Origin of the sequence: Frateuria terrea (genome assembly GCF_900115705.1) — a bacterium.
Lineage (GTDB): Bacteria > Pseudomonadota > Gammaproteobacteria > Xanthomonadales > Rhodanobacteraceae > Frateuria_A > Frateuria_A terrea.
In genome coordinates, this window is the sequence record NZ_FOXL01000009.1 from 71,624 (window position 1) to 88,886 (window position 17,263).

16 protein-coding genes are annotated in these 17,263 nt (G+C 68.1%); 15 read left to right on the forward strand and 1 reads right to left on the reverse strand.

Annotated features, from left to right (window positions below; all coding sequences use genetic code 11):
* The first annotated feature begins 9 nt into the window (after positions 1-9).
* The 5 genes from BMZ38_RS15440 (at position 10) to clpB (ending at position 5,576) form a co-directional block, all read left to right on the forward strand.
* Positions 10-933, forward strand: a complete 924-nt coding sequence (locus tag BMZ38_RS15440) for a 2OG-Fe(II) oxygenase (RefSeq protein WP_091339786.1) — start codon at positions 10-12, stop codon at positions 931-933.
* 38 nt (positions 934-971) lie between these two features.
* Complete coding sequence (locus BMZ38_RS15445; protein ID WP_091339789.1) at positions 972-1,247, forward strand: putative signal transducing protein; 276 nt, start codon at positions 972-974, stop codon at positions 1,245-1,247.
* The gene (locus tag BMZ38_RS15450; RefSeq protein ID WP_245747321.1) at positions 1,244-2,185 is read left to right on the forward strand and encodes a DMT family transporter; all 942 of its coding nucleotides are present in this window, start codon (positions 1,244-1,246) and stop codon (positions 2,183-2,185) included. The genes BMZ38_RS15445 and BMZ38_RS15450 overlap by 4 nt, the downstream gene beginning before the upstream one ends.
* A gap of 5 nt (positions 2,186-2,190) precedes the next feature.
* Complete coding sequence (locus BMZ38_RS15455; protein ID WP_091340020.1) at positions 2,191-2,709, forward strand: adenine phosphoribosyltransferase; 519 nt, start codon at positions 2,191-2,193, stop codon at positions 2,707-2,709.
* A 275-nt stretch (positions 2,710-2,984) separates the two neighbouring features.
* Positions 2,985-5,576: an ATP-dependent chaperone ClpB gene (gene clpB, locus BMZ38_RS15460; RefSeq protein ID WP_091339792.1), complete on the forward strand. Its 2,592-nt coding sequence runs from the start codon at positions 2,985-2,987 to the stop codon at positions 5,574-5,576.
* A gap of 68 nt (positions 5,577-5,644) precedes the next feature.
* Here the strand turns inward: clpB and BMZ38_RS15465 are convergent, their stop codons facing one another.
* Complete coding sequence (locus tag BMZ38_RS15465; protein WP_245747320.1) at positions 5,645-8,068, reverse strand: TonB-dependent receptor plug domain-containing protein; 2,424 nt, start codon at positions 8,066-8,068, stop codon at positions 5,645-5,647.
* A gap of 239 nt (positions 8,069-8,307) precedes the next feature.
* Between BMZ38_RS15465 and BMZ38_RS15470 the strand changes: the two genes are divergently transcribed.
* The 10 genes from BMZ38_RS15470 (at position 8,308) to ybgC (ending at position 17,219) form a co-directional block, all read left to right on the forward strand.
* On the forward strand, positions 8,308-8,598 hold the full coding sequence (locus tag BMZ38_RS15470) for an FmdB family zinc ribbon protein (protein ID WP_091339797.1): 291 nt from the start codon (positions 8,308-8,310) through the stop codon (positions 8,596-8,598).
* Positions 8,599-8,885: 287 nt separating this feature from the next.
* The gene (aspS, locus tag BMZ38_RS15475; RefSeq protein ID WP_091339801.1) at positions 8,886-10,667 is read left to right on the forward strand and encodes an aspartate--tRNA ligase; all 1,782 of its coding nucleotides are present in this window, start codon (positions 8,886-8,888) and stop codon (positions 10,665-10,667) included.
* 110 nt (positions 10,668-10,777) lie between these two features.
* The gene (locus BMZ38_RS15480; RefSeq protein ID WP_091339803.1) at positions 10,778-11,425 is read left to right on the forward strand and encodes an esterase/lipase family protein; all 648 of its coding nucleotides are present in this window, start codon (positions 10,778-10,780) and stop codon (positions 11,423-11,425) included.
* Positions 11,426-11,486: 61 nt separating this feature from the next.
* Entirely contained in the window at positions 11,487-12,209 is a 723-nt protein-coding gene (locus BMZ38_RS15485; protein ID WP_091339805.1) for a YebC/PmpR family DNA-binding transcriptional regulator, read from the forward strand.
* A complete protein-coding gene (gene ruvC / locus BMZ38_RS15490; protein ID WP_091339807.1) occupies positions 12,202-12,804 on the forward strand; it encodes a crossover junction endodeoxyribonuclease RuvC in 603 nt (200 codons plus the stop codon). Before BMZ38_RS15485 ends, ruvC begins: the two co-directional genes overlap by 8 nt.
* Complete coding sequence (gene ruvA, locus BMZ38_RS15495; RefSeq protein WP_091339809.1) at positions 12,801-13,400, forward strand: Holliday junction branch migration protein RuvA; 600 nt, start codon at positions 12,801-12,803, stop codon at positions 13,398-13,400. The genes ruvC and ruvA overlap by 4 nt, the downstream gene beginning before the upstream one ends.
* Before the next feature lie 24 nt (positions 13,401-13,424).
* Complete coding sequence (locus BMZ38_RS15500; RefSeq protein WP_091339812.1) at positions 13,425-15,338, forward strand: potassium transporter Kup; 1,914 nt, start codon at positions 13,425-13,427, stop codon at positions 15,336-15,338.
* Between the two features lie 108 nt (positions 15,339-15,446).
* The gene (locus BMZ38_RS17835) at positions 15,447-15,602 is read left to right on the forward strand and encodes a hypothetical protein (RefSeq protein WP_175483800.1); all 156 of its coding nucleotides are present in this window, start codon (positions 15,447-15,449) and stop codon (positions 15,600-15,602) included.
* 89 nt (positions 15,603-15,691) lie between these two features.
* Positions 15,692-16,735, forward strand: coding sequence for a Holliday junction branch migration DNA helicase RuvB (gene ruvB, locus BMZ38_RS15505; RefSeq protein ID WP_091339815.1), 1,044 nt, complete (start codon positions 15,692-15,694; stop codon positions 16,733-16,735).
* Positions 16,736-16,808: 73 nt separating this feature from the next.
* Positions 16,809-17,219: a tol-pal system-associated acyl-CoA thioesterase gene (ybgC, locus tag BMZ38_RS15510; protein ID WP_091339817.1), complete on the forward strand. Its 411-nt coding sequence runs from the start codon at positions 16,809-16,811 to the stop codon at positions 17,217-17,219.
* Positions 17,220-17,263: the final 44 nt, after the last annotated feature.

The following is a 17,263-nucleotide window of genomic DNA, read 5'->3' on the forward strand; positions in this document are numbered from 1 at the left end:
ACACGACCGATGCCTGCAGCCGGCCTTTCCATTCTCGATGCCCGCGTCCTCGAAGCGGCGGCGGACTACTGCGCGGAGTTCACCTCAGCCGCGCCTTTCCCGCACGTGGTGATCGAAAATTTCCTCGATCCGGCATTCGCCGACGAACTGCTGGCATCGTTCCCGGCCTTCGAGCGCGGCAACAGCGTGGGCGACGACGGTGCGCCGGGCGGCAAGTCGACGCTCGACCGCATCCGTGGCCTGGGACCGGCCTACCAGCGCCTGGACGACGCCATCAAGAGCCCCGAGTTCCTGCACGCGGTCGGCCAGCTCACCGGCATCGACGGGCTGATCTACGACCCGTGGTACCTCGGCCGCGGTACCCACGAGAACCGCAACGGGATGGCGCTGGACCCGCCCGTGGACTTCAACTTCCATCCCAGCGAGCGCTGGCACCGGCGGCTGAACCTGATCGTCTACCTCAATCCCGAATGGGAGCCTTGCTGGGGCGGCTGCCTCGAGCCTTTCCGCGATCCTCACGCCGATGCCCGTCCGGTGTGCTCGGTGGCGCCGCTGTTCAATCGCTGCGTGATCTTCGAGACCTCCGGGCGTTCCTGGCACGCGTTCGATCCGATCCGGCTGCCGCCGGAGCGCGACGGCCTCACGCGCAGCTCGACCGCGCTGTACTTCTACACCCGGGACCGGCCGGCGGAAGAGACCGCGCCGCGGCATACCACCTTCTACGTCAATCGCCAGCTGCCCGTACGTATCGACGAAGGCCGCACGCTGTCACGCGACGACGTGGCCGAGATCAGGCAGCTGCTGGAGCCGCGCGACGCGCACATCCGCATGCTGTACGCGGAGAACACCGCGCTGCGCAGGGCGCAGGACCGTGGCCTGACCGGGCATCTGCTGTACCTGGCCAGGCGCGCGTACGTGCGCTTCCGGCGTTAGGGCTTGCCGCTCCCCGGGACGCGCAGTAGCGTGGCCGCATGCGCATCGCCTACCGAGCCGAAAGCCTGATCGACGCCCATCTGGTGAAGGATGCGCTGGAGCGCGAGGAGATCCCTGCGTTCATCGCCGGCGAGTACCTCACCGGCGCGGTGGGCCAGTTGCCGGCGATCGACTACGTGGCGGTGATGGTGCCGGAGTCCTCGGCCGAGGCCGCCGAGACGATCGTGCGGCAGGTCGAGGCGCAGCTGGCAGAGGCGCGCGCTGCGGTCGACAGCTGGGACGGCGACGCGCAACTGGCGACCGATACCCCGTGAGTCCGCCTGTCTCCGTGACCGCGGCGCCGCAGGCACCGCCGGCGGCGATCGGCCGCATGGCGCTGGGCGCGATGCTGCTGTCCACCACCAGCATCTTCGTCGTGCTGGCGCAGGTGGCGCCGACCGTTTCAGCGTTCTACCGCATGCTGTTCGGCAGCGCGATGCTGCTGGGCTGGGTGGCACTCAGGCGTCGCTGGGTGCGCGTGGGTTGGCGCGACGTGGCGCTGGCGTTGCTGCCGGCGCTCGGCTTCTCGCTGGACCTGCTCTTCTGGCACCGCTCGATCCTTTGGGTTGGCCCGGGTGTGGCCACGCTGCTGACCAACTTCCAGGTGTTCCTGATGGCGCTGGTCGGCTGGTGGATCTATCGCGAGCGGCTGGGGCGGTGGTTCCTGCCGGGCATCGCGATGGCGCTCGCGGGCTTGTGGCTGCTGGTTGGCGCGCACTGGTCGCTGTTCGACGCGCGACACCGGCTCGGCGTGTGGCTGGGCCTGGCCAGCGGACTGGCATACACGGCCTACCTGCTGAGCTTCCGGCGCGCGTTGTCGGGTCACACCGGACTGTCGGCGGCGCAGTTCCTCGGCTTGATGAGTTTGCTCAGCGCCTCCCTGCTCCTGCTGTGGGGGTGGGTCGAGGGCGACGTCTTCGCGCTGGTCACGGTGCGCAGCTGGAGCGCGTTGCTGGCGCTCGGCTTCTTCGGCCAGGTGCTGGCCTGGCTGCTGATGGTGCGCGCCATGCCGCTGCTGCCGGCGTCGCTGGTGGGCCTGCTGTTGCTACTGCAGCCGGCACTGGCCTTCGTGCTGGACGTGCTGCTGTTCAAGCGCCCTACCGGTAGCGGCGACTGGCTGGGGCTGGCGCTGGCGCTGGCCGGCATCCTGCTCGGTACGCTCCGTCGCAAACGGCAGGTAATTGCGCCCGCGCTGCAGGAATCGAGAGGATGACGTCGATGCAGCACCTCGAAGCGCTGGTTCGCGCCGTGCCCGGCTTTCCCCGGCCGGGCGTGGTGTTCCGCGACGTCACGCCGCTGCTTGCCGACGCCGGCGCGTTCGCGCGCTGCATCGACGCGTTGGCCGAGCCCTGGCTGGGCGAGGGCGTGCGGGCGGTGTGCGGGATCGAATCGCGCGGCTTCATCTTCGGCGCCGCGCTGGCGCAGAAACTCAACGCCGGCTTCGTGCCACTGCGCAAGCCAGGCAAGCTGCCGCCGCCGGTGGTGGGCGTCGACTACGCGCTGGAGTACGGCCACGACCGGCTGGAAGTGCGCGCCGACGCGTTGCAGCCGGGCGAGCGGGCGCTGCTGGTCGACGACGTGCTGGCCACCGGCGGCACGCTGGCCGCCGCGCAGGCGTTGCTCGACCGGCTCGGCGTGGCGCTGGTGGGTGCCGGCGTGGTGATCGAGCTGGCGGACCTGCAGGGCAGGGCGCGTTGGCACGGCGCCGCGCCGCTGCACGCGCTGCTGCGCTATTGAGTGGCACCTTCTCCGGCAACGCGACCACCGCTGCTGGTGCCTGCCGGGCCGGGGCGCCGCCGGCTTCGCTCGCCAACGGGCACACGCCGCCCTTGCGGCTCGTACAGGCGATCCGGGAGTCTCGTCACGCGGCATCCCTGTGGGCTGAACCGAAAATGATGCGGCTCGCCCATGCGCGCAGGCCAGTAGCGTCGTCGTCTTGAAGGGCGCTGAGACGCCCCTATCTCGTGCGCATCGCGGCGGGGGCCGCCCTGTGAATTCCAAGGATCCACACCATGCGCATGGACAAACTCACCTCGCGTTTCCAACAGGCGCTGGCCGACGCGCAGTCGCTGGCCTTGGGTCGCGACAACAACATTCTTGAGCCGGCGCACGTGATGGCCGCGTTGCTCGACCAGCAGGGCGGTTCGACCGCGCCGCTGCTGACCCAGGCGCACGTCAACGTGCCGGTGCTGCGCGAGCGCGTCGGCGAGATCCTCGGCCGCTTGCCGCAGGTGCGCGGGCAGGAAGGGAACATCAGCGTCGGCAACGACCTGACCCGCCTGCTCAACCTCACCGACAAGCTGGCGCAGCAGCGTGGCGACCAGTTCATCGCCAGCGAGCTGTTCGTGCTGGCGGCGCTGGAGGACAAGGGCGAGGTCGGTGCGGCATTGAAGGCTGCCGGCGCCACCAAGGCCAACCTGGAAGCGGCGATCGACAAGGTCCGCGGCGGCGAGAAGGTACAGAGCGAGAACGCCGAGGACCAGCGCCAGGCGCTGGAGAAGTACTGCATCGACCTGACCTCCCGCGCCGAGAGCGGCAAGCTCGATCCGGTGATCGGTCGCGACGAAGAGATCCGCCGCACCATCCAGGTGCTGCAGCGGCGCACCAAGAACAACCCCGTGCTGATCGGTGAGCCCGGCGTCGGCAAGACCGCGATCGTCGAGGGCCTGGCCCAGCGCATCGTCAAGGGCGAGGTGCCGGAAGGCTTGCGCGACCGGCGCGTGCTCGCGCTGGACATGGGCGCGCTGATCGCCGGCGCCAAGTTCCGCGGCGAGTTCGAGGAACGCCTGAAGGCCGTGCTCAACGACCTGGCCAAGCAGGAGGGCCGGGTGATCCTTTTCATCGATGAGTTGCACACCATGGTCGGCGCCGGCAAGGCCGAGGGCGCGATGGACGCGGGCAACATGCTCAAGCCCGCCTTGGCCCGTGGCGAGCTGCACTGCATCGGCGCGACCACGCTGGACGAGTACCGCAAGTACATCGAGAAGGACGCCGCGCTGGAGCGCCGCTTCCAGAAGGTTTTCGTGGGCGAGCCGAGCGTGGAGGACACCATTGCGATCCTGCGCGGCCTGAAGGAGCGCTACGCCGTGCATCACGGCGTGGAGATCACCGACCCGGCGATCGTCGCCGCCGCCACCTTGTCCAACCGCTACATCACCGACCGCCAACTGCCGGACAAGGCGATCGACCTGATGGACGAAGCGGCCAGTCGCATCCGCATGGAGATCGACTCCAAGCCGGAGGAGCTCGACCGCCTGGAGCGGCGGCTGATCCAGCTCAAGATCCAGCGCGAGATGCTCAGGAAGGAGACCGACGAGGCTTCCAAGAAGCGCCTCGCGGACCTGGAAAGCGACATCGACAAGCTCGAGCGTGAGTTCTCCGACTTGAACGAGGTGTGGAAGTCGGAGAAGGCCGCGCTGCAGGGCGCGACCAAGATCAAGGAACAGATCGAGGCCGCGCGGCTGGAGCTCGAAGCGGCCCAGCGCCGGCAGGACTACGCGAAGATGAGCGAGATCCAGTACGGCCGCCTGCCGGAACTCGAAAAGCAGCTCGCCGCCGCGCAGGCCGCCGAGAAGCAGGAATTCAAGCTTGTGCAGGACCGCGTCACCGACGAGGAAATTGCCGAGGTGGTCTCGCGCTGGACCGGCATTCCCGTGTCCAAGATGCTCGAGGGCGAGCGCGAGAAGCTGCTGCACATGGAAACGGCGCTGCACAAGCGCGTGGTCGGCCAGGACGAGGCGGTGCGCGCGGTGTCCGACGCGATCCGCCGCGCCCGCGCGGGCCTGTCCGACCCCAACCGTCCGTATGGATCGTTCCTTTTCCTGGGTCCCACCGGCGTCGGCAAGACCGAGCTCTGCAAGGCACTGGCCGAGTTCATGTTCGACACGCGGGAGGCGATGGTGCGCATCGACATGAGCGAGTTCATGGAGAAGCATTCCGTGGCTCGCCTGATTGGCGCGCCGCCGGGCTACGTGGGCTACGAGGAGGGCGGCTACCTGACCGAGGCGGTACGCCGTCGCCCGTACAGCGTGATCCTGCTCGACGAGGTGGAGAAGGCGCATCCGGACGTGTTCAACATCCTGCTGCAGGTGCTGGACGACGGCCGCCTGACCGATGGCCAGGGCCGCACGGTGGACTTCCGCAACACCGTCATCGTGATGACCTCGAACCTGGGCTCGCAGATGATCCAGGACGCGGCTGAATCCGGTGGCGACGCGCAGGAGCAATACACCAAGATGAAGGCCGCGGTGATGGGCGTGGTGCAGGCGCACTTCCGGCCCGAATTCATCAACCGCCTGGACGAGCTGGTGGTGTTCCGGCCGCTGGAGAAGGACCAGATCCGGGCCATCGCCAGGATCCAGCTGGCTTACCTCGAGAAGCGGCTGGCCGAGCGCGACCTGAAGCTGGAGGTCCGGGACAACGCGCTGGCCTTGCTCGGCAACGTCGGCTTCGATCCGGTCTACGGCGCGCGACCTTTGAAGCGTGCAATCCAGCAGCAGCTGGAGAACCCGCTGGCGAGGGAAATCCTGGAGGGCCGCTTCACGCCCGGCACCACCATCCACGTGGATGCCGAGGGCGGGCATCTGACCTTCAAGGCGGCCTGACGCCTCACCGGTGCGACGCTCCTGCTCCCTCTCCCCGGGGGAGGGAGCAGGCATGAGGCTCGGTCCGATTACCAGCTGTAACGGATCTTCCCGTACACGTAGGCCCCGTTGAATCCGAACGGCGAGAAGACGCTGTACGGCATGGCGCCATTGTTGTCGCTCGCCTGGATCACGCGGTCGGGATAGGTGTCGAACACGTTGTCCGCGCCCACCGTGAACATCCAGCGGTCCATCGAATAGTTCAGCGCCAGGTCGAACAGCCACTTCGAGTCGAACACCTGGTCCAGCGCCGGGTTCGTCGAGTTGTACGAGGTGAAGCTGCCGTAGCGGGTCACCGTGCTGTCCAGGCTCCAGCGGCCGCTGGTGTAGAGCCAGTTGAAGATCAGCTTGCTGCGCGGGGTGGTATCGGCCAGCAGGCCGAACTGGTCGCGCCGGTCGATGCGCTTGAAGCTTACGCCCAGCGCATCGAGCACCGCCGGGTTGGGCCGCACGTCGGTCACTTCGTTCTTGTTGTAGTTGTAGCTGATGGTGGTGTGCAGCGAGGCGCCGTCGCCGACGTCGAACAGGTAGCTGGCAACCAGGTCGATGCCCCGCGTGCGCGTGTTCACGGCGTTGGTGAAGTAGGAGATGCCGCTGAAGTTGGTGTTGCCGATGCCGTTGGCGGCCAGGTAGTCGCGCACCGCCGGCGAGGTGGTGGAGATCGTGCTGGACAGAGTGATGCGGTCGCGGATCTTGATCTGGTAGATGTCCGCGCTGAGGTCCAGGCCATCGGCCGGGCTCCACACGGCGCCGAAGGTCAGGTTGCGCGACTTCTCCGGCTTCAGCGGTTCGCCGCCGAGCAGCGTGGCGATGTTGCTGGTCGAAGACACCAGGCCGGTGTTGTAGATGCCCGCGGGCAGGCCGAGCGAGTTGCCGGCACCGAAGTACAGCGAGGAGGTGTACGAGTAGAACTGCTGCGCCAGAGAAGGTGCGCGGAAGCCGGTCGAGGCACTGCCGCGCAGGGCGAAGCGGTCGGTGAAGTCGAAACGGCCGGCCAGCGCGCCCGAAGTGGTGGTGCCGAAGTCCGAATAGTCCTCGTGGCGCACCGCCAGCGAGGTGCCCAGCCGGTCGGTGAGGTTGGTTTCCAGGCTCAGGTACTCGGCCACGTCGTGCCGGTGGTGCGAGCCGGCGTTGGCCGGCTGGTAGCCGCCGAAGCCCTGTGCGCCGCCGGAGAAGCCGGAGGTGCCGGTGTAGTACGAAGGCAGGTCGCCGGCGCGGATCTGGTAGCTCTGGCGCAGGTATTCGGCGCCGAAGGCGAGCGTCACGTCATTGGGCAGCCAGCCGATCGACAGGTCCTTGGCGATGTCCACGTCCAGCGATTGCTGCGCGGCGTCGAGGATGCCGTCGTGGAAGCGCGTGGGCGTGCTGCCGAAATCCTCCAGGTACGCACGGTTGAGCGTGTTGGCGGTGGCGTAGGAAACGCGGTTGCCGCCGTAGTTGCCGCTGACGTCCCAGCGCCAGCCGCCGGCGGTCTTGCCGCGGACGCCAGCCACCAGCGAGCGGTCGGTGGCGTCGGCGTTCTCCAGTGGCAGGTAGCCGTTGGGATAGATCGACGGCACCGCATTGGCGTTGTCCAGGTTGCGGAAGAACGCCGGCGAGACCGAATTGCGCTTGCCATAGTGGCCGAAGGCGTAGAACTGCGCGCCGCCGAAGTCGTACTGCCCGTTGAGCATCAGGTTGCGGTCGGTGACTTCCGGATCGCCGTAGCGCTGGGTGACGCCCTCCTGCGGACGCGTGCGGTTGGGGCCGGCGCGGTTGGTGTAGTCCTGGTGGCCTGCCTGCGCGGTGAAACGGATCCAGCCGGCATCGGCCAGCGGGATGCCCGCGTTGGCCGAACCCTGCCACTTGCGGCCGTCGCCGGCCGAGTACTGGCCTCCGCTCAACGCCACGTCGCCGCCTTGGGCGCCTTTCTTAAGCACGATGTTGATCACGCCGGCGATGGCGTCCGAGCCGTATTGCGCGGAGGCGCCGTCGCGCAGCACCTCGATGTGGTCGATCGCGTCGATCGGGATGGTGTTGAGGTCCACCGCCTGCGATCCGCGGCCCAGCACACCGTTGGTCAGGATGATCGCCCCCGGGTGCCAGCGCTTGCCGTCGACCAGCACCAGCACCTGGTCCGGCGACAGGCCGCGCAGCTGCGCAGGGCGCTGCGAGTCGGCGGTATCGGCGGCGGAAGGGCGCGGGAAGGTCAGCGAGGGAATCACCCGCGCGAGCGCGGTGGAAAGTTCGGTAGTGCCGGTCTGCTTGAGCAGCTGCGCCGAGACGACGTCGACCGGCGTGAGCGAGCTGCTCTCGGTGCGGTTGTCGGCGCGCGTGCCGGTGACGATCACGGTGCCGAGGTTCTTGGCCTTCTGCGCGGTGGCGCTGGTGTCCTGGGCTTGGGCGGCCGAGCAGGCGAGCAGCAGCGCCGCCGGGAGCAGTGCGAGGCGGGGAAAGGGGCGGGGATGGTTCACGGCAACTCCTGTAGCAGTGCGGGCGATGCGCGGTGGATGCCGACATCGGATCGACGGACGTAAGCGAGGTCCAGCGGGGACGCGCGAGGCGTGGATGTCGCGGGGGCTCCATGGCGCGCCAGCGGGCAGGCTACTCCCGGCGATGGAGCGCGCCAAGGCGCGCGCCATTGAAATCGCGACGGACGACTCGATAATGCGCACCAGCGTTTTGACGGGGCTGCCGCCCGGAGTTTGCCAACATGCCCATCTACGAATTCGAGTGCGTCCACTGCGGGCATCGGTTCGATCGCCTGCAGAAGCTGTCCGACCCGGACCCGTCCGCCTGCCCGTCCTGCGAGGCGCCGCGCGTGCAGCGCAAGGTCAGCGCGCCGTCGTTCCGGCTGGCCGGCAGTGGTTGGTACGAGACCGATTTCAAGAAGGACGGAGACAAGAAGCGCAACCTGGCCGGTGACGGCGAGGCCAAGGCAGCCGCTCCTGCGCCCGCTCCGGCTCCGGCCGCCGAGAGCAAGCCTGCCGCCAGCGGCGACTGAGCGCGCGGCGCGGTTGCGCCTGCTGGCGCAAGCTGCGCGAAGCGCGAGCGGTGCCCCGGGGTGCCGTCTTTATCGAAAGACCGCTCCGGGGATCCGTTCGCTGATCCTTTTCGCGAAACCGCCGGGAGTCGCCCGAAAGGCCTCCCACGAACCCGTTGTCCCGAGCGCAGGCCGTAAGGTCGAAGTCGAGGGATTGTGCCGGGCCGGGGCGCGTCGTTGCTACGGCCGATGCTAAAATCGCCCGTTCGCCCGCCCCATCGGCACCAAGCCCCGGAGTTTCCCTTCCTATGCGCACGCATTACTGCGGCCTCATCGACGAGTCGCTGGTCGGCCAGACCGTCACCCTGTGTGGCTGGGTCAACACGATCCGCCTGCAGAGCCACGTCGCCTTCATCGACCTGCGCGACCACGAGGGCATCGCGCAGGTGGTCATCGAGCGCGAGAACGCGGGCGCCTTCGCGGTGGCTGGCGAGGTCGGCAACGAGTACTGCCTGAAGGTCACCGGCACCATCCGCAAGCGCCTGTCCACCAATGACAAGCTCAGGACCGGCACGGTGGAACTGCTGGCCGACACGGTCGAGGTACTCAACGCGGCGAAGGATCTGCCCTTCGCCATGCACGAGAATCCCAACGAGGACCTGCGGATGACCTACCGCTACCTCGACCTGCGCCGCCCGGAGATGCAGGCGATGATGCGCCGGCGCATCAGGCTGGTGCAGGCGCTGCGCCGTTACCTGGACGCGCGCGGCTTCCAGGACATCGAGACGCCGATCCTGACCAAGGCCACGCCCGAGGGCGCGCGCGACTACCTGGTACCCAGCCGCGTGCATCCTGGCCAGTTCTATGCGCTGCCGCAGTCGCCGCAGCTGTTCAAGCAGATCCTGATGATGGCCGGCTTCGACCGCTACTACCAGATCGCGCGCTGCTTCCGCGACGAGGACTTGCGCGCCGACCGCCAGCCGGAATTCACCCAGCTCGACCTGGAGTTCGCCTTCGTCGAAGAGCAGGACGTGCAGGACTTCGTCGAGGGCCTGATCCGCCACGTCTTCAAGGAAGTGGTGGACGTCGAGCTGGATGCGACCTTCCCCCGCATGACCTACGCCGAGGCGATGCGCCGCTTCGGTTCGGACAAGCCGGACCTGCGCATCGCGCTGGAGCTGGTCGACGTGGCCGAGGTCGTCAAAGGCATCGAGTTCAAGGTTTTCGCGGAACCGGCCGACGATCCGGCCGGGCGCGTCGCAGCGCTGCGAGTGCCGGGTGGCGCCGCGCTGAGCCGGAAGCAGATTGACGACTACGCTGCGTTCGCTGGGCGCTACGGAGCCACTGGACTGGCTTGGATCAAGTTTTCCGGTGGTAGTGGTGAGGGCGCGATCACGTCGCCGGTTTTCAAGTTCCTCGGCCTGGAACGCGCGGAGATAATCGAGCGCGAGACCGGGTGCGAGCCTGGAGATCTTGTGTTTATCGGCGCCGGCAAGTGGAAGACGGTCACCGACTTCATGGGCGCGCTGCGCCTGAAGGTCGGAAAGGACCGCGGGCTGGTCGAGAACGCCTGGAAGCCGCTGTGGGTCACCGACTTCCCGATGTTCGAGTACGACGACCAGGAGCAGCGCTACGTTGCCCTGCACCATCCGTTCACCGCGCCCAAGGTCGACGACATCGCCGACCTCAAGGCCAACGCCGCTACCGCGGTAAGCCGCGGCTACGATATGGTGCTCAACGGCAACGAGATCGGCGGGGGCTCGATCCGTATCCATCGTCCAGACATGCAGAGCGCGGTGTTCGACCTGCTCGGCATCGGCGCGGAGGAGGCCGAGGCCAAGTTCGGCTTCCTGCTCAAGGCGCTGAAGTTCGGCGCGCCGCCGCACGGTGGCCTGGCCTTCGGCATCGACCGCATCGCCGCGTTGATGGCCGGCACCGAGTCGATCCGCGACGTGATCGCCTTCCCCAAGACCACCAGCGCGCAAGACCTGATGACCGACGCGCCCTCGCCGGTGGCCGAGGCGCAGTTGAAGGAACTGCACGTGGCCGTCAAGGGCGCGGACCCGGGAACGGGGCACGGGAAACGGTAGCTTCCGTGGCCAGGCAGCGCGTTATCGGGAAACAACCGCTGGACGGTCTTCGGATCGCCGGGTGAACACCATGTTCCCCATTTCCGTTTCCCTGTTCCCCGCCTAGTCCCATGGCCGATCAGATCATCCTGCTGCACGGGCTGTGGATGCGCGGCTTCGCGCTCGCCCTGTTGCACAAGCGCATGGCCGACGAGGGCTTCGCGGTCGACCGCTTCGACTACATGAGCGTGGTCTCATCGCAGGAGCGCATCGTCGAGCGACTGCGCCTGCGCATGCAGCGCTTCGCGCCCGGCCCGGTGCACCTGGTCGGCCACAGCCTGGGCGGCCTGCTGGCGCTGCAGGCCTGCCGTGAGGCGGCCGAGCTGCCGCCGGGGCGGATCGTCTGCCTCGGTTCGCCGCTCAAGGGCAGCGCCGCCGCACGGGGCTTTGCCGGCTTCGGCCAGGGCGGCGAGGCGCTGCTGGGACACAACCGCGAGTTGCTCGAGCACGGCATGGAGCGCTGGGACGGTGCGCGCGAGGTCGGCATGATCGCCGGCCGCGTGCCGATCGGCCTGGGCGCGATGCTGGCGCACATGGAAGGCGAGCATGACGGCACCGTCGCCGTGGCCGAGACGCAGTTGCCCGGGCTTGCGGACCATTGCGTGGTCGAGACCAGCCACACCGGCCTGGTACTGTCGGCCGACGCGGCGCGCCAGGCGGTGCATTTCCTTCGGCACGGCCGTTTCGCTGCCGCCGCGGGCAGGCTTGTGCAGGGGTGAGTGGTTTGCGCGCCGGTTGGAGTAAAATCGGCCTCTTGTCCATTGTTCAGGTTTTCCCGCCATGGGTAGAGGCCCGTCCATCGAAGGCCGCAAGAACGCCGAAGACGCCAAGCGCGCAAAGGTGTTCACCAAGCTGATCCGCGAAATCACCGTCGCCACCCGCGCCGGCGTCGCCGACCCGGCCGCCAACCCGCGCCTGCGCGCGGCGGTGGACAAGGCGCTGTCGGCCAACATGACCAAGGACACCATCGAGCGCGCGATCAAGCGCGGCTCGGGCGCCGAGGGCGCTGGCGAGGAACTGCGTTACGAGGGCTACGGCCCCGGCGGTGTGGCGATGATCATCGAGTGCTTCACCGACAACCCGACCCGCACCGTGGCGGACGTGCGCCACGCGCTGACCAAGCATGGCGGCAACCTGGGCACCTCCGGCTCGGTGGCGTTCCAGTTCACCCGCTGCGGCGAACTCACCTTCGCCACCGGCGGCGACGAGGCGGCCGAGGAGAAGGTGCTGGAAGCGGCGCTGGAAGCCGGCGCCGACGACGTGGTCAACGAACACGGCGAGAGTACGGTGATCTGCGCACCGGAAAATTTCGAGGCAGTGCAGCAGGCACTGGCCGAGGCCGGCCTCGAATCGCTGCACGCGGGCGTGGGCATGCGCGCCAACAATCGCGTGGCGGTGCCCGAGGACGTGCTCGAACCGCTCAATGACCTGCTCGAACGTCTCGACGCGCTGGACGACGTGAGCGAGGTCTATCACAACGCCCTGCTGCCGGCTGATGGCTAGCAGGGTCGCCGGGGACCAGGGAACGGGGAGCGGGGAACGGCAGGATCACGCGCCGCTTCCCGTTCCCCGTTCCGCATCCACGCGGATCCTCGGCATCGACCCGGGCAGCCAGCGCACCGGCGTGGGCATCATCGACGTGGACGCGGTAGGCAAGCTTACGCACGTCTTCCATGGCGCGTTGGCGGTGGCCGGGGAAGACACCTTCCCGCTGCGCCTGAAACGCATCTTTGACGAGCTGGCGACCATCATCGAGTTGCATCGGCCGGTGGAGTGCGGCATTGAGCGCGTGTTCATGGCACGCAATCCGGACTCGGCGCTGAAGCTCGGCCAGGCGCGCGGCGCCGCGATCTGCGCGGCGGCTGCGCGGGGCCTGGACGTGCACGAATACGCACCTACCGAAATCAAGCAGGCCGTGGTCGGCAGCGGCCGCGGCGACAAGACCCAGGTGCAGCACATGGTGGGCGTCCTGCTCGGCCTGAAGGGCCCGTTGCAACCGGACGCGGCCGACGCGCTGGCGATCGCGGTGACCCATGCGCACACGCGCGCCAGCCTGGCGCGCGTGGGCATCCCCCGTACGGCCTGGAGACGGCGATGATCGGACGATTGCGCGGCACCCTGGTCTCCAAGCAGCCGCCCTGGCTGCTGGTGGATGTCGGCGGCGTCGGCTACGAACTGGAAGCGCCGATGTCGACCATCTACGACCTGCCCCAGACCGGCAAGGAAGTCACGCTGCTCACCCACCACGCGGTGAAGGAGGACAGCGTCGCCCTCTACGGCTTCCTGCGCGAGGACGAGCGTGCCCTGTTCCGCAACCTGCAGAAGGTCTCCGGCATCGGTGCGAAGATCGCGCTGGCGGTGCTGTCGGGCGTGTCGACGGCCGACTTCGCGCGGCTGGTACAGGCCGGCGACGTGGTCGCGCTGACCAAGGTTCCGGGCATCGGCAAGAAGACCGCCGAGCGCATGGTGGTCGAGCTGCGCGACCGGGTCGAGGGCCTGGGCGTCACGCTGCCCGGCCTGTCCGGCAAGGGTGCCGGCGCGCCGCTGGATCCGGCTGGCGAAGCCACCGTGGCGCTGCAGCAGCTGGGCTACAAGCCGGCCGAAGTCACCAGGCTGGTGCAGAAGGTCGCCGTGGAAGGCGACGCCGCCGAAACCATCATCCGCAAGGCGCTGCGCGCCGCGCTGGGCCAATGAGGCCTGGCTGCATGAGCGAGAGACATGAACGACGCGATCCGTAACGCGGAGCCGCCCGAGGCGGCCGAGCAACTGCACGGCGCCAAGAGCGCGCTGATCCTCGGCGCCATCGGCGTGGTGTTCGGCGACATCGGCACCAGCCCGCTGTACACGCTGGCCGAAGTGTTCCGGCCCGAGTATGGCCTGCATCCTTCCGAGAGCACGGTGTTGGGCGTGCTTTCGCTGGTCACTTGGGCGCTGATCACGGTGGTCGCGATCAAGTACGTCACCCTGGTGATGCGCGCGGACAACCGCGGCGAGGGTGGCATCATGGCGCTGATGACCCTGGCACAGCGCGCGGTCGGCGGCTCGCCGATGGCGCGGCGAGTGGTGATGCTGATGGCGCTGCTGGGCGCGGCGCTGTTCTTCGGCGACGGTGTGATCACGCCGTCGATCTCGGTGCTGTCGGCCGTCGAGGGCCTGGAAGTCATGGCGCCGGGGCTCGAGCATTGGGTTGTGCCGCTCGCGGTGGCGGTCCTGCTGTTCCTGTTCTGGCTGCAGAAGCACGGTACGGCCAAGGTCGGTGCGCTGTTCGGGCCGGTGATGGCGGTCTGGTTCCTGGCACTGGCGGCGATAGGCGTATGGAACCTCATCCAGGCCCCCGAAGTGCTCAAGGCGCTCTCGCCCTGGTACGCGGTGCGCTTCTTCGCGTCGCATGGGGCCATCTCGTTCGTCGCATTGGGCGCCGTGGTGCTATGCGTGACCGGCGCCGAGGCGCTGTATACCGACATGGGCCATTTCGGCCGTTTCCCGATCCGCGCGGCCTGGTTCTTCTTCGTGATGCCCTCGCTGCTGCTCAACTACTACGGCCAGGGCGCATTGCTGTTGCACGAGCCGCAGGCGGCGGTCAACCCGTTCTTCCATGCGGTGCCGGATTGGGCCGGCTACCCGATGGTCGTACTAGCCACCGCCGCGGCGGTGATCGCCTCGCAGGCGGTGATCTCCGGTGCCTTCTCGGTGACTCGCCAGGCGATCCAGCTCGGCTTCGTGCCGCGCATGCAGGTGGTGCACACCTCGCGCGAGGCGATCGGCCACATCTTCCTGCCGTGGGTGAACCGCGCGCTGATGGTGATGGTGATCCTGACCGTGGTCGGCTTCGGCTCGTCCAAGGCGCTGGGTGGCGCCTACGGCATCGCGGTGACCGGCACCATGGCGATCGACACGCTGCTGGTGATGCTGGTGGCGTGGCGCCGCTGGAACTGGAACCTGGCCGCGGTGATCCCGCTGACCATCGGCCTGCTGTGCGTGGACCTGTCCTTCTTCGGCGCCAACACGCTGAAGATTCCCGACGGTGGCTGGTTCCCGCTGGTGCTGGGCCTGTTCCTGTTCGCCGTGATGACCACCTGGCGACGCGGCCGCGAGCTGGTGGTGCGCGAGATCAAGCAGGGCGGACTGGCGCTGGCGCCTTTCATCGAGAACATGGCCGAGCACCCGCCGCTGCGAGTGCCGGGCACCGCAGTGTTCCTCACCGCCAACCAGTACGCCGTGCCACACGCGCTGCTGCACAACCTCAAGCACAACAAGGTGCTGCACGAACGCAACGTGATGCTTACCGTGCAGATCCTGGAAACCCCGGTGGCCGAGGCGGAGGAGCGCATCGAGATCACGCCGATGGAAGGCGGCTTCTACGGACTGGAGCTGCGCTTCGGTTTCGCCGAGGACCCGAACATCCCGCAGGCGCTCTCGCTGTGCGGCCGCGAAGGGCTGACCTTCGACCTGATGGACACGACGTTCTTCCTGTCGAGGGAGACCATCGTCGCGGACGCGCGCCGGCCCGGCATGGCGTTGTGGCGCGACAAGCTGTTCGCCTTCCTGGCGCGCAATGCGCTGCCGGCGACGGCGTTCTTCCAGATCCCGGGCAACCGGCTGATCGAGCTCGGTGCGCAGGTCGAGATCTAGGAGAGCTCAGGGCCATCTGCTTCAATGGCTTCGTTTGCGGGAAGTGCGGAGGAGGCCCGGCAAACAATGGCCGCGCGATTGTTCTTCGGACGAGGGAAAGGAGCGCCAATGAAGGTAGATCTGGCTCGTGTGGAAAGCGCACTGGCAAATGGCCCTATTGCCGTTCGTGCAGGGGTGATCGTCTTTGCTTCGTCGGTTGTCTTCGCCATGGCCGCGCTGGCGGGTACGAGCATTGGGCGAGCGATCTATTACCTGGCCCATTGAAGGGAGCCCCAAACGCGTGCGGAGGCCAAATGGGTAGAAGCTGAGGAAGGTTGGATACGGGCCTTCCGGCGGGCTGCCATAATGGCCGCATGACCGAAGCCCGCATCATCACCTCCGCCGCCCAGCTCGACGACGAGGCGCTGGAAGCCTCGATCCGCCCCCAGCGCCTTGCCGAATACCTGGGCCAGCAGGCGGTGCGCGAGCAGCTGTCGATCTACATCGAGGCGGCGCGCAAGCGCGGCGGTGCTCTCGACCACGTACTTATCTTCGGCCCGCCCGGCCTGGGCAAGACCACCCTCTCGCACGTGATCGCCCATGAGCTGGGCGTCAACATCCGCTCCACCTCGGGCCCGGTGCTGGAACGTGCAGGCGATTTGGCCGCGCTGCTGACCAACCTCGAGAAGAACGACGTGCTCTTCGTCGACGAGATCCATCGCCTCTCGCCGGTGGTCGAGGAAGTGCTCTATCCGGCGATGGAGGACTTCCAGATCGACATCATGATCGGCGAGGGCCCGGCTGCCCGCTCGATCAAGCTGGACCTGCCGCCGTTCACGCTGATCGGCGCGACCACGCGCGCCGGCCTGCTCACGGCTCCGCTGCGCGACCGCTTCGGCATCGTGCAGCGGCTGGAGTTCTACTCGCCCGACGAGCTCACGGCGATCGTGCGCCGATCGGCGCGCATCCTGAGCATCGACTGCGAAGTGGAGGGCGCGCAGGAGATCGCCCGCCGCTCGCGCGGCACCCCGCGCATCGCCAACCGCCTGCTGCGCCGCGTGCGCGACTACGCCGAGGTCCGTGCCGGCGGAAAGATCACGCTGGCCGCCGCGCAGGCGGCGATGGCCATGCTGAAAGTCGACGCCGAAGGCTTTGACGAGTTGGACCGGCGCATGCTCGCCACCATCATCGAGAGCTTCGACGGCGGCCCGGTCGGCGTCGAATCGCTGGCCGCGGCCCTGTCAGAGGACCGCGGCACGCTGGAGGACGTGGTCGAGCCCTACCTGATCCAGCAGGGTTTCCTGATCCGCACGGCGCGAGGCCGCATGGCTAGCGCAAAGGCCTGGCGCCACCTGGGCCGCAACCCGCCGCCACGGCAGGCGGTGATGGGCGACATGTTCGAGGGCGGCGACGCTTAGCGGGACCGGGTTTGAACCCGGTGGCTGCAGCACGCATGCTCTTGGGCTAGACCCAAGCCACGAGTCCCCGCCCATGTCCCCGACCGCCCCCTTCACCTGGCCCGTCCGCGTCTACTGGGAAGACACCGACGCCGGCGGCGTGGTCTACCACGCCAGCTACCTCCGCTTCCTGGAGCGTGCCCGCAGCGAGTGGCTGCGCGCGCAGGGCGTGGACCAGTCGGCCTTCCGCGAGGCCACCGGCCTGGCTTTCATGGTGCGGGCGATGGAACTGGATTTCCTGCGTCCGGCCCTGCTGGATGATGAATTGTCGGTGACGGTGGCAGTCAAAGCGTGGCGTTCAGCCAGTATCCTGTTCGATCAAGCGATCGGCCGGGCGGACGGCACGGAGCTGGTCCGCGCGCAGGTGCGGGTCGCCTGCGTGGACTTGAACCGCATGCGCCCGACGCCGATCCCGGCCGACCTCATCCCCGGCCTTGCCCCCTGAACACTCGCCCCCTTTGAAAAGCACGCCCGGAGAACCCCCAAGCC

Bases quoted from the DNA above. Each gene is read 5' to 3' on its own strand.
- BMZ38_RS15440 (WP_091339786.1), top strand. From the start codon at position 10: ATGCCTGCAGCCGGCCTTTCCATTCTCGATGCCCGCGTCCTCGAAGCG.
- BMZ38_RS15445 (WP_091339789.1), top strand. From the start codon at position 972: ATGCGCATCGCCTACCGAGCCGAAAGCCTGATCGACGCCCATCTGGTG.
- BMZ38_RS15455 (WP_091340020.1), top strand. From the start codon at position 2,191: ATGCAGCACCTCGAAGCGCTGGTTCGCGCCGTGCCCGGCTTTCCCCGG.
- clpB (WP_091339792.1), top strand. From the start codon at position 2,985: ATGCGCATGGACAAACTCACCTCGCGTTTCCAACAGGCGCTGGCCGAC.
- BMZ38_RS15470 (WP_091339797.1), top strand. From the start codon at position 8,308: ATGCCCATCTACGAATTCGAGTGCGTCCACTGCGGGCATCGGTTCGAT.
- aspS (WP_091339801.1), top strand. From the start codon at position 8,886: ATGCGCACGCATTACTGCGGCCTCATCGACGAGTCGCTGGTCGGCCAG.
- BMZ38_RS15480 (WP_091339803.1), top strand. From the start codon at position 10,778: ATGGCCGATCAGATCATCCTGCTGCACGGGCTGTGGATGCGCGGCTTC.
- BMZ38_RS15485 (WP_091339805.1), top strand. From the start codon at position 11,487: ATGGGTAGAGGCCCGTCCATCGAAGGCCGCAAGAACGCCGAAGACGCC.
- ruvC (WP_091339807.1), top strand. From the start codon at position 12,202: ATGGCTAGCAGGGTCGCCGGGGACCAGGGAACGGGGAGCGGGGAACGG.
- ruvA (WP_091339809.1), top strand. From the start codon at position 12,801: ATGATCGGACGATTGCGCGGCACCCTGGTCTCCAAGCAGCCGCCCTGG.
- BMZ38_RS15500 (WP_091339812.1), top strand. From the start codon at position 13,425: ATGAACGACGCGATCCGTAACGCGGAGCCGCCCGAGGCGGCCGAGCAA.
- BMZ38_RS17835 (WP_175483800.1), top strand. From the start codon at position 15,447: ATGAAGGTAGATCTGGCTCGTGTGGAAAGCGCACTGGCAAATGGCCCT.
- ruvB (WP_091339815.1), top strand. From the start codon at position 15,692: ATGACCGAAGCCCGCATCATCACCTCCGCCGCCCAGCTCGACGACGAG.
- ybgC (WP_091339817.1), top strand. From the start codon at position 16,809: ATGTCCCCGACCGCCCCCTTCACCTGGCCCGTCCGCGTCTACTGGGAA.